Annotated in this window: 12 protein-coding genes; 4 read left to right on the forward strand and 8 right to left on the reverse strand. The window is 45.7% G+C overall.

Annotated features, from left to right (window positions below; genetic code table 11):
* The first annotated feature begins 51 nt into the window (after positions 1–51).
* Entirely contained in the window at positions 52–1,917 is a 1,866-nt protein-coding gene (locus L5L97_RS08670) for a SurA N-terminal domain-containing protein (RefSeq protein ID WP_263181127.1), read from the forward strand.
* A 186-nt stretch (positions 1,918–2,103) separates the two neighbouring features.
* On the opposite strand, the gene L5L97_RS08675 is transcribed toward L5L97_RS08670, so the two are convergent.
* The 8 genes from L5L97_RS08675 to pspF all read right to left on the reverse strand — a co-directional run bounded on the left by L5L97_RS08675 (position 2,104) and on the right by pspF (position 10,234).
* On the reverse strand, positions 2,104–2,316 hold the full coding sequence (locus L5L97_RS08675; RefSeq protein WP_006085368.1) for a molybdopterin-binding protein: 213 nt from the start codon (positions 2,314–2,316) through the stop codon (positions 2,104–2,106).
* A gap of 138 nt (positions 2,317–2,454) precedes the next feature.
* Positions 2,455–3,657, reverse strand: a complete 1,203-nt coding sequence (fabV, locus tag L5L97_RS08680; RefSeq protein ID WP_263181126.1) for an enoyl-ACP reductase FabV — start codon at positions 3,655–3,657, stop codon at positions 2,455–2,457.
* 105 nt (positions 3,658–3,762) lie between these two features.
* Entirely contained in the window at positions 3,763–4,548 is a 786-nt protein-coding gene (locus L5L97_RS08685) for an ATP-binding cassette domain-containing protein (protein WP_105252932.1), read from the reverse strand.
* The gene (locus L5L97_RS08690) at positions 4,529–5,536 is read right to left on the reverse strand and encodes an oligopeptide/dipeptide ABC transporter ATP-binding protein (RefSeq protein ID WP_028760462.1); all 1,008 of its coding nucleotides are present in this window, start codon (positions 5,534–5,536) and stop codon (positions 4,529–4,531) included. The genes L5L97_RS08685 and L5L97_RS08690 overlap by 20 nt, the downstream gene beginning before the upstream one ends.
* 3 nt (positions 5,537–5,539) lie before the next feature.
* Positions 5,540–6,430 carry an ABC transporter permease subunit gene (locus L5L97_RS08695; protein WP_105252931.1) on the reverse strand — a complete coding sequence of 297 codons (891 nt, stop codon included), beginning with the start codon at positions 6,428–6,430 and terminating at the stop codon, positions 5,540–5,542.
* Complete coding sequence (locus L5L97_RS08700) at positions 6,417–7,448, reverse strand: ABC transporter permease (protein WP_263181124.1); 1,032 nt, start codon at positions 7,446–7,448, stop codon at positions 6,417–6,419. The genes L5L97_RS08695 and L5L97_RS08700 overlap by 14 nt, the downstream gene beginning before the upstream one ends.
* Positions 7,448–9,073 carry an ABC transporter substrate-binding protein gene (locus L5L97_RS08705; protein ID WP_263181123.1) on the reverse strand — a complete coding sequence of 542 codons (1,626 nt, stop codon included), beginning with the start codon at positions 9,071–9,073 and terminating at the stop codon, positions 7,448–7,450. The genes L5L97_RS08700 and L5L97_RS08705 overlap by 1 nt, the downstream gene beginning before the upstream one ends.
* 69 nt (positions 9,074–9,142) lie before the next feature.
* Positions 9,143–10,234 (reverse strand): phage shock protein operon transcriptional activator, encoded by a 1,092-nt coding sequence (gene pspF, locus L5L97_RS08710; RefSeq protein WP_263181121.1) that lies wholly within the window; start codon positions 10,232–10,234, stop codon positions 9,143–9,145.
* 177 nt (positions 10,235–10,411) lie between these two features.
* Here pspF and pspA point away from each other — a divergent pair, with 177 nt between their 5' ends.
* Genes pspA through pspC form a run of 3 tightly spaced genes read left to right on the forward strand, consistent with a single transcriptional unit; the run spans position 10,412 to position 11,725 of the window.
* On the forward strand, positions 10,412–11,095 hold the full coding sequence (gene pspA, locus L5L97_RS08715; protein ID WP_263181120.1) for a phage shock protein PspA: 684 nt from the start codon (positions 10,412–10,414) through the stop codon (positions 11,093–11,095).
* Between the two features lie 17 nt (positions 11,096–11,112).
* Positions 11,113–11,352 (forward strand): envelope stress response membrane protein PspB, encoded by a 240-nt coding sequence (gene pspB / locus L5L97_RS08720; protein WP_006081138.1) that lies wholly within the window; start codon positions 11,113–11,115, stop codon positions 11,350–11,352.
* Positions 11,339–11,725, forward strand: coding sequence for an envelope stress response membrane protein PspC (gene pspC / locus L5L97_RS08725; RefSeq protein ID WP_028760457.1), 387 nt, complete (start codon positions 11,339–11,341; stop codon positions 11,723–11,725). The genes pspB and pspC overlap by 14 nt, the downstream gene beginning before the upstream one ends.
* Positions 11,726–11,753: the final 28 nt, after the last annotated feature.

Below are 11,753 nucleotides of genomic sequence, written 5' to 3' on the forward strand. Positions count from 1 at the left end.
TCAACCTGATGCGCCTTTTTATTTTGTTAATCGCAACAAGCGAGAAATCTGATGTTAGAAAAGATCCGCGATGGTTCGCAAGGCGTGATTGCTAAAGGCATTCTCGTACTTGTGATTTTATCTTTTGCATTTGCAGGAGTCAGTAGTTACTTAGGTTCAACAACTGATGTGCCTGCGGCAGAAGTGAACGGTGACAAGATCACTAAAGCCGAGCTAGAACAGGCGTACCAGAGCGAGCGCTCTCGCATGGAGCAACAGCTAGGTGAAATGTTTGCTGCGTTATCTGCTGACGAAAAATACTTACAAAGCATTAAGCAGAGCGTATTAGAACGCTTAGTGGCTGACAAGTTGATAGATCAAGCTGCTAAGGCTATGGGTCTACGTGTATCTGACGAGCAAATTGTTGCTGCAATGAGAGCTGAACCGGCATTTCAAACTGATGGCAAATTTGATAACGATCGTTATCAGGCGATTCTGCGTCAGTTAGGTTATCAGCCACAGACTTTCAGAGACATGATGCGTGTCGATATGACCCGTCGTCAGTTAACTTCGGCCCTTGTGGGTACTGAATTCGTGTTACCTGGCGAAGCTAAGCAATTGGCTGAGTTACAAGGCCAAACCCGTGATGTGCGCTATGTTATTGTCGATTCTGCACCATTCTTAGCGACAGCGGTTGTGACTGACGAGCAAGTGAAAAACTATTATGACGCAAACCAAGGGCAGTTTATGAGCCCAGAGATGGTGAGCTTAGAATATGTTGAACTGAATGCTGCTGATTTTGCTAAAAATAATCCAGTTTCTGATGAAGAAGCACAAACGTATTACGAAGAACATAAAGCACAATATGTTTCTAACGAGAAGCGTCTTGCCGCGCATATTTTGGTTATGCCAGGTAACGATGAAGCGGCAGCAAAAGCAAAGGCTGAAGATCTCGCTAAGCAATTAGATAGCGGTGCCGATTTTGCTGATCTGGCTAAAGCTAACTCTGATGATACTTTGAGTGCAGAGCAGGGCGGTAAACTGGATTGGTTTGAACCTGGTGTAATGGACCCCGCATTTGATGCCGCTTTATTTGCATTAAATAAAGGCCAACATTCTGCGGTGGTTAAAACAGACTTTGGTTTCCACATTATCAAGCTATTAGATGTGCAATCTGGCGCGACTGTACCGTTTGCTGATGTGAAAGCTAAGATAGTGGCTCAATTGCAAGATAAGAAAGCGGTTGACCAGTTCTATAGCTTACAAAGTAAATTAGCGGATACCAGCTATGAAGTGCCAGATACACTATCTGAAACCGCAAAAGCTGTTGGCGTTGATGTTAAGACTACAGCACTGTTTTCTCGCGATAATGCACCTGCTGAGCTAAACAAGCCTGACTTAGTTAAAGCAGCCTTCTCTGAAACTGTGATGCTGAAAGGTTTAAACAGTGAAGTGATTGAGCTTGAACCTAACCATGTGGTTGTTATCCGAGTGAAAGAACATCACGATGCGGGCACTTTGGCCTTAGCTGAAGTGAAAGCCAACATCACTGAGCGCTTGAAGCAAGATCAAGCAAACGAAGCCGCCCGTGCAAAAGCACAGGAACTGATGGCACAAGTTAAAGCGGGTGCAACTGATCTTGGTTTAGTGTCTAAAGCGAAACTAGGCCGTGGCGCGCAAGACGTTGATGCTGCGATTGTAGGCAAAGCGTTCCAAATGCCAACACCAAGTACAACTCCTGTTGTCGATACCGTGGGTTTAGCAAACGGTTATGCTGTGGTTGCACTGGATAAAGTCAACGCTGCAGAAGGTGTGAGTGATGAGCTAGTTAATGCACTTAAACAACGTCTGAACGCACAATACAGTGAAGCAGACTACCGTGGCTTGATCGATTCGCTTAAAGCCAATGCCAAGGTGCTTTATCCTGTAGAAGAATAATTTCAGTGAGGATAGCGAGTTAAATTTACTATCCGACTGATTAAATAGAAAAGGCCAAGTGAGTTCACTTGGCCTTTTTTTTAATTCGATAAAGTTTACCAATGAAGTTCGAAGGATATCCGCTATAGCAACACTGTCAGACTCCATATTCCATTACTTCAATCGCCACGTTACTGAATTGAATGGTTAATCATCAACGCCAATCATTACGCTGCTGGCTTTGATGAGGGCATAAGCCGAATCACCCACTTTGAGCCCTAGGCGCTCACAGGAAGCTTTAGTCACCACAGAGGTCAGTACGACACCGGGTGCAAGTTCGATTGTTACTTCATTGTTTACAGCGCCCATTTCTATGGATTTGATTGTACCGCTGAGGGTGTTTCTTGCGCTAATTTTCATTGATTTTCCTTATTGAGGGATTATTAGGGGTCAACTGCAGCTAGTGTAGCGCATCTTAATCTGGGAGTTATAAATAAAAACGCCACTAAAAAGTGGCGTTTAACGTTTGTGATAAGCAGTGATTCGCTATCGAGTTGATTAGAGTTCGATAACGTCAAATTCAACGTATGGGTTAACGTCGACATCGTAATTAATGCCTTCGATACCAAAACCAAATAACTTAATAAATTCAGCTTTATATTCACGGTAATCAGTCAATTCTGATAAGTTTTCTGTGGTCACTTGTGGCCACAAATTACGGCAGTGTTGCTGAATATCTTCACGCAGTTCCCAGTCATCTAAACGTAAGCGATTATCACTGTCGGTCTCAGGTTTTGCACCATCGGCACGGAATAGACGCTCACTGAATAAGCGATAGATTTGCTCCATACAACCTTCATGGAGACCTTCCTGACGCATTTTCTTGAATACCATAGCGATATATAAAGGCATGACAGGAATGGCCGAACTCGCTTGAGTCACAACGCTCTTTAGCACTGCAACATTTGCGCTGCCGCCAGTGGCTGACAGTTGTTCATTTAACGCTTTTGCTGCGCGGTCCAGATCCATCTTGGCCTTGCCAAGGGCGCCGTGCCAGTAAATTGGCCACGTCAGTTCTGTACCTATATAGCTATAGGCTACGGTTTTGCAGTTATTGGCTAATACACCGGCTTCAGATAAGGCTTTGATCCACAGTTCCCAATCTTCGCCGCCCATAACGGTTACAGTATCAGCAATTTCTTGCTCAGTTGCTGGCTCAACGGTGGCTTCAATGATGCAGTCTTTATTGGTATCAACGGCAGTTGCTGTGTAAGTTTCGCCAATGGGTTTTAAAGCTGATCGGATAAGCTCACCTGAATCAGGGAGTTTGCGCACTGGTGATGCCAGTGAGTAAACAACCATGTCAATTTCACCAAGATCTTGCTTGATAAGCTCGATGACTTTTTGTTTAGCTTCATGGCTAAAGGCATCGCCGTTAATGCTTTTAGAATATAAACCTTCCGCTTTAGCAAATTTGTCGAAAGCGGCAGAGTTGTACCAACCTGCAGTACCCGGTTTCGCTTCAGTACCTGGCTTTTCGAAGAACACGCCAATCGTTGCAGCATCGCTACCAAAAGCGGCTGCGATACGTGAAGATAGACCATAACCACTTGATGAACCGACCACTAATACCTTTTTCGGGCCGTTAGCGATCTTGCCTTTTGCTTTAGTTAAGGTGATTTGTTCTTGAACGTTTACTTCACAACCGACAGGGTGTGTAGTGGTACAAATGAATCCACGAATTTTTGGTTTGATAATCATATTTAAGCTTCTTCTATCAAAATGACCAATAGGATAAATATTTCGGCGGGTAAATGGCACCTATTTTTAGCCAATTCACCTGATTATTTAAGTGGTTGGAGCAGTTTAGCGTTTATGAACAAACAGACTCTGCTCTTGGACCAACCTCTGGGTGTATTCATGTTTTGGTGAGTTAAATATTTGTTCTGTATCAGCTTTTTCAACCATTACACCTTTGTGCAGTACCATAATTTTATCGCTGACATGGCGAATAATATTGAGATTATGGGACACGAAGATATAAGACAAGCCGAGATCTTTTTGCAGTTTTAACAGCAAATTAAGAATTTGCGAACGCACCGAAAGGTCCAGAGCGGTTAAGGCTTCATCGGCAATGATAATTTTAGGATTGAGCATTAAGGCTCGTGCTACTGCGACTCGTTGTTTTTGCCCTTCGGAAATCATGTGCGGATAAAACTCCGCATGCTCAGGTAATAAACCTACTTTTCGTAAGGTATCGACCACTTGGGTGTGCCGCGATTGCGCTGACATTTGGGTGTTGAAACGCAGCGGCTCATCGAGTAATTGACCAATCGTTAGGCGCGGGTTCAGTGAAGTATTCGGATCTTGGAAAATCATCCGAATTAAGCGGCATCTTTGCTTCACATTGCGACTGTCTAAGGCTTCACCTTCGAAAAATATCTCACCACCGCTGCGGGGCTCTGCACCGACTAAAATGCGGGCGAGGGTACTTTTACCTGAACCCGCCTCACCCACTATCGCTAAGGTTTCACCGCGTTCGAGTTCAAAGGATACGGGCGCTAATGCATCGTTATATTGGCGGGAAAAGCCCTTATAACCAGTATCATATCTTTTATAAAGGTCATTAACTTTAAGCAGTGGGGTCGTCATTATGGGTTTCGCCGTGATAAGGGAAATGACAGGCAAAATAGCGGTCTTTGATATGACTCAAATTTGGCTGATTAACGCATTTTTTTTGTGCTTCAGGGCAGCGTGGCCCTAAACGACAACCAATTGGCAAATGCTGTAAGGCGGGCGCAGAACCCGGTAGGGTAGGCATAATCGCCTTGTGACCACCTGAGCCTGAATAGTCGGGCATATTTTCGAGTAACGCCTTAGTGTAAGGATGATAAGGCTGCTTAATCACTTCGTCCGTCGGCCCAGATTCCATGACTTGACCGCAATAGAGCACGGATAAGTGATCACACCATTGGGCTAAGGTTTCCAGCTCGTGGCTGATCAATAGAATCGATACGTTTTGTAATTGATTTAATTGGGATAATAATCTGAAAATTTGCGCCTGAGTGCTGAGCTCCATCGAGCTTGTGGGTTCGTCTGCAATCAATAGGCGAGGCTGGTTAGCAACCGCCATCGCAATCATCACCTTTTGGCATTCGCCTTCGGATAATTCCCATGCGTAGCTAGACATCACCTGCCGCGGATTCTTGATCCCGACTTTATGCAGCCATTTCTGTGCTGTAAGTCTTGCATGCCTGCGCCGTTGCCAAAAATAGGCGCTAGGATTTTTAGGCATAGCTTGCATTAACTGACTGCCGACGGTTTGTGCTGGATCTAAGCTGCCAGACGGATCTTGGAAGATCATCGCCATGTCTGAACCCATCAGATTACGGCGCTCTTTTGAGCTCATGGCCATCAAGTTATTGCCATCCCACATCATGCGGTCTGCTGTGATAGTCCAGTTAGGGCCGGGGATGCCTAAAATTGCTCTGGCTAACAAACTTCGTCCTGAGCCAGATTCACCGACTAGCCCATGAATTTCGCCCGCATTGAGCGTTAAGCTGACTTTTTCTAGCGCCCGCACTCTACCGTGGGGCGTATCGAGTTCAATCGTTAGATTTCGTACGTCGAGTAAGGGCATAAGTTAGTTTCTGATGGGCGCAAGCGCCGACCGTAGGCCATCGCCAACCAAGTTAATGGAAAGCACACTGAAAAGAATCGCTAAGCCTGGGATAGTTACGGCCCAAGGCGCTGTTAGTAAATTATCCATTCCTTGGGCGACCATAGCGCCCCATTCTGGACTCGGCGCCTGTGCGCCCAAGCTTAAAAAACCCAGGGCAGCGATATCTAAAATAGCAGCTGAAATGGCAAGTGTGGTTTGAATAATCACCACTTCCCACACGTTTGGCATAATGACATACCAAAAAATTTGCATCGAGTTAGCGCCGTCTAAACGCGCGGCTGTGACATATTCTTTTTGTAATTCTTCATGCACTGACTGGTGTATGGAGCGCACAAATTGTGGGGTTAAGGCTATCCCGACGGCCCAGAACACATTTTCAAGCCCTGGTCCCATTACAGCAACTACTAAAATGGCCATTAATAATGAAGGAATCGATAACAGCGCATCGAGTAAGTGCCCGAGAATACTGGATTTTAAGCCCCGCATCATGCCCGACAACGACCCTATGATAAAGCCTGTGAATAAAGCGGTAACGACGATCAGCAGCGCCATGCCAAAGGTCAAGTGCGCGCCGTGTAATAATCGGCTGAAAATATCGCGGCCGAGATCGTCAGTCCCTAAAAAGTGCGCCACTGTGCCTGAAGGGTCCCAAGAGGGTGGCAACAGCAAGGCTCTTGGATCTTGTGCCTCTGGCGGAAAGGGCGCAATCATAGGGCCAAACAGGGTTAGCAAGAGCAGAAATGCAATCGTCCACAGACCTGCTAAAGCGAAAGGATTAGCCGAAAAGTTAATCCAAACCCGCATAGTTGGGGAGGCAATTTGATCTTCTTGATAAATTTTAACTGGTGGCATAAAGGTCTTTTCTGCTCAGTGGATTAAAGGCTGTGTGCAGCACTTCAATCAAGATACTTAGGAAGATAATCAATAGGGCCACGGCCAAAATACCACCTTGGATAACAGTATAGTCCCGTTGGTAAATCCCTGAAACCAGCCAAGATCCTACACCAGGCCAAGAGAAAATCATTTCAACCACTATGGCATAACTGGCAAATGAGCCAAGCATTAGCCCTAAATGTTTAAGTACGGGGATCAGCGCATTGGGCAGGGCGTGGCGTAGTATAATCGTGCCAGTATGCATGCCTCTGGCTTCGGCGGCGCGGATAAAGGTTTGATTCATCACATTCACCATTGCCGAACGGGTGCTACGAACCACTACAGTAAAAGGTAACACGGCCAGTGTTGTGGCAGGCAAAATGATATGCAGCAGGGCATCTTTAAATGCCGACATGCCGTATTCAGACTCTGACAACATGGTATCCACTAGCATAAGGCCAGTGACGGGCTTGATTTCATAGAGCAAATTGATTTGTCCCGAAATTGGTAACCAACCAAGATCGACGCCAAACCAAAGCGAAAGATAAAGGCCTAACCAGAATACGGGTACAGAGTAGCCCGTTAGGGTAATCGCCATAATGGTATTTTGGGTGAGCTTATGTTGACTCTGGGAGGCGAGCACGCCTAAGGGCACGCCCAAGCAAATTGCGATAATGCCCGCCATCACAGCAAGTTCGAAGGAGGCGGGCAGGACGGCACTGAGTTCTTCGGCGACTTCTTGATGTGACGTGACTGAAATCCCTAAATTACCGCTAAGCCTTTGTTGTAGGTAAGCGATAAATTGCCACGCTTGGTTTTTATCTAATTTGTAGTCTTGTTCTATTTGAACCAGTTGGGTCGCCGTCGGTGTATGTATGCCAGTGAGTGCATAGGTGCGCTCAACTGGAAACAAGCCTGTAGCGTAAAATAAGACACCCACCATGACTAACGAAGTAGCAAGAAATAAATTGAGGCGACGGAGTAGGTATGTAAACATTAATTCGCCTCCTGTGGTGCTTGGCTAGTATGGGTGAAGGAAATCCCACCAAAAGGCGTAAGCTGCATATCCTTGATATCACTGCGAGTTAACGCTACACGTTTGGCATGGGCCAGACTCAGCATAGGTACTTGTTCAGCTAAAAAGGCTTCTGCTTGTTGATAAATCACTTTACGTTCCGCTTGATCTGATACTTCCCTTGCGCTGTTTAAGATGGCATCAAACTCAGGGTTACACCAGCGAGAACGATTGTTGTTTGATTGCATTGCTGCGCAGCTCAGCAGCGGAGTAAAAAAGTTATCGGGATCGCTGTTATCAGCATTCCAGCCAATCAGCACAGAATCATAGTCGTCGCGACTGAGTCTCTGATTAAATACGCTCCAATCGTAACTGATGATATTCACTTTTACGCCGATGTTTGCTAAATCGGATTGAATTAATTCGGCCGTTTTCAACGAATTGGGGTTATAAGCGCGGGCAACCGGTATGGCCCAAATATTAATGCTGAGATTTTTTATACCGGCTTCTTTTAATAGGTCGCGTGCTTTTTGCGGATTGTAATCTACAAGTCCTTTGTTATTTTCGTAGGCCCATGATGCTGGCGGCAGAACGCCGGTGGCTTCAATGGCAGTATTTTGATAAACCGCTCGCAGGATATTTTGTTTATCAACAGCATAGGCCAGTGCACGACGTACGCGAACATCATCTAACGGTGGCTTTTGCGTATTAAAGGCCCAAAATGCCACGTTAAGACCTGGTTGTGATTCGATGTTTAATTCTTGATGCTGTTTGATAACAGGTAGTTCACCTGCTTTGGGCAGCGCAGAAACGCTGCAATCCCCCGCGATAAGCTTAGCGAGCCTAACTGTACTTTTGGGCGTGATATCAAATACCAACATATCGATTTTTGCTGGCTCTCCCCAAAAATCGGGATTACGGCGATAGCGGATATATTCGTTTTTAGCGTATTGCACTAAGGTGAACGGTCCTGTACCAATGGCAAAGTGGTCGACGTTTTCAGGATGACCTAAAGCTAACTGCTGCTGCGCGTATTCATTGGATAAGATCACCGCAAAGTCGGTGGCTAAATTTGACAAAAAAGAAGCGTCTTTGCGGGTTAAGTAAAAGACCACTTCATGGTCGTTTATCTTCTCTATCCCTTTAACTTGCTGAGAAAAGCCAGTACTTTGGAAGAAGGGATAACCCGTGCGGGAGACAAAATGATAAGGATGCTGGGTATCGATAATACGATTAAAGGAGAACAACACATCGTCGGCATTAAAGGGGCGAGTTGGGTAAAAACGCTTCGAATGCTGGAACTGCACGTTTTCCCTGAGAGTGAAACGATAGCTTAAGCCATCATCAGACATGGCCCAACTCGTCGCCAAGGCAGGGACAAGCTTGCCTGATTGGGTGTCATAATCCACTAGGCGACTATAAATTTGATGTGAGGTGGCATCGATTGTCGTGCCAGATGTCACCAATTGTGGATTAAAAGACTCAGGGTTCCCTTCGGAGCAATACACCAAACCAGAAGGGAGTCGTTGGGGCCCACACGCGACCAACAACCAACTCATGCAAGAAACTGCAGTTGTTAGGCACAGGCGTCTAATTAGCACACTCATTTATAAATCATTATTTTATCGACTATGAACGGCTATTTTAGCAGTGCATCTCCCCCGTGGGCAATCTGCTTATGCTTTATCAAGTAAATTGTACTTTTTAAGGATGCCACGCAGTTGGTGGTAACTTAATCCGAGCATGTCGGCGGTTTTCTTTTGGTTATATTGGCTGTTTGAAAGTGCCTGCTGGATCAGATCCATTTCGTACTGCTCCGTTTGCTCTTTAAAATCCAGCGGAAAATTAAAGCAATTCGTTGAATACTCAGTATTGACTTGCACTTCAGCCTCAAATGTCGGCGCAGATTGTGGCGTACTGGCAATAGTTGTTGGCGCGACTGAGGTGATTTGACGTTCGCGGGTCTTGATCCGCGTTTGGGGCCGATACGGTGAAGCAAAGGGATCGAGGGTAATATGATCGATGGGCCTATTTTCACCACCATTACGGTAAACGCTGCGCTCGACCACGTTTTTAAGTTCACGGATATTACCCGGCCAGTCGTGGGTCATTAATTGCTCGACCGCATGGGCGCTGAAACCGCTGAACAGCTGCAGCTTTAATTGGCGTGCCATGCCAACGGCGAAATACTCCGCCAGCGTCATGATGTCTTCTGGGCGGCAACGCAGCGGTGGCAGAGTAATTACATCGAAGGCGAGTCTATCGAGCAAATCGGCACGAAATTCGCCTGCGTCAGCAAGTGATGGTAAATCTTCGTTGGCGGCGCAGATTAAACGAACATCAGCCTGCACGGTTTTGCTACCGCCGACCCGCTCAAATTCGCCATATTCAATGACACGCAGAAGCTTTTCTTGGATAAGTCCTGAGGTGTTGGCTAATTCGTCAAGAAATAAGGTGCCACCGTCGGCGCGCTCAAAGCGGCCTTCGTGTTTGCCTTTGGCGCCAGTAAAGGCTCCTGACTCATGGCCAAATAATTCACTCTCGAGTAAATTTTCACTCAAAGATGAACAGTTTAGCTTAATAAAACTTTGATCCCAGCGCTTAGACAGATAATGTAAGCGTTCGGCAATAAGCTCTTTACCTGTACCACGTTCACCAATAATCAGTACGGGTTTAGACAGAGGCGCTATTTGCGACACATGTTCTAACACTTCGAGTAGGGCGTTGGATTGACCGATGAGGTTGTCTTGCTGAAATTTATTATCCACGATATTTTTTAGTCTTTCGCGCTAAAATTTGGTGAAAATGATAATAAGTGGCTTGAAGCGTAAAAGGAAGTAAAAGTTAATATTTTGTTTAAGCTACTGTATTTAAATAAGAAGTAAAAGTTGGCACGGTTAGTGTATTACCTTGTACGAGACCAACATCAATTTGAGGATAGGATTATGGGAATTTTCTCTCGTTTCGCCGATATCATTAACTCTAATATCAGCGCATTGCTGGATAAAGCCGAAGACCCAGAAAAAATGGTTCGACTGATTATCCAAGAAATGGAAGACACACTCGTTGAAGTGCGTTCTACCTCAGCTAAAGTGTTAGCTGAAAAGAAAGAGCTGCAACGTCGTATCAACCGCGTGTTAGAGCAAGTGCAAGATTGGCAAGATAAGGCTGAACTGGCACTGTCGAAAGACCGTGAAGACTTAGCGAAAGCCGCTTTAGTTGAAAAACAAAAAGCGACCGGTTTAGCAGATACGCTGAATCAAGAGTTATCCGTCATCGATGAACATATCGCACGCTTGAAAGATGAAGTGGGCATGTTGCAAGAAAAGCTGCTCGATGCAAAAGCGCGTCAAAAGACCATTATTTTGCGCACTCAAACCGCGTCATCACGCTTAGAAGTGAAAAAGCAGCTAGATTCAAGCAAGATCGACAATGCTATGCTCAAGTTTGAGCAATATGAGCGCCGTGTCGAAGGCTTAGAAGCCCAAGTTGAATCTTACGATCTTGGCAGCAAGAAGACCTTAGCCGATGAGTTTGCGGCGCTAGAAGCGGAAGATTCTGTGAATGCAGAACTGGCAGCGCTCAAAGCCAAGGTAAAAGGTAAAGCGCCAACTAAGTCAAAAGAATAACAATTCAGAGGTGAGTTATGGATATGGACGTGCTAATGGCGCCGATTATTATTTTCATGGTGATAGTCGCGCCAATATGGTTAGTTCTTCATTATCGCAGTAAGCGACAAGTGAGCCAGGGACTCACTGAGGAAGAGTTTTCACAACTCAATGATTTGATATCCAAGGCCGATAAAATGGCGGCGCGTATCGAGACCTTAGAGGCCATTCTGGATACAGAATCGCCCGAATGGAGGGGGAAACATGAGAGGATCTAATGGCCGTACTTTGTACCGCATTCCCCAGTCAGGCAAAATAGCGGGTGTATGTGCAGGGATTGCCGAGTACTTTGCGATTGAAACTTGGTTAGTGCGAGTGCTGACTGTGTCTATCTTCTTACTCGGCGGCTCAGGTGTGGTATTTATCATCTATGTCGCTTTGTGGGTGATTTTAGACATCAAGCCGCAAAAGCATTACGATAGAGACGATATCGAGGTGAAGAAGAAGCCGTGGCAGTCGGGAGAACCCGCAAAGCAAGCGCTAAGCGACGTGAGTCGTCAATTTCGAAGTCTAGAAGTTAGGCTACAAAATTTAGAACGCCATGTCACCTCTGACAACTTTGATTTAAAAAGACAAATCAATAGTTTGTAACCCTTCTAAAGGGCGGCCATGTCCGCCC

Source organism: Shewanella sp. SM71 (assembly GCF_025653905.1).
GTDB classification, from domain to species: Bacteria; Pseudomonadota; Gammaproteobacteria; order Enterobacterales; family Shewanellaceae; genus Shewanella; species Shewanella oncorhynchi.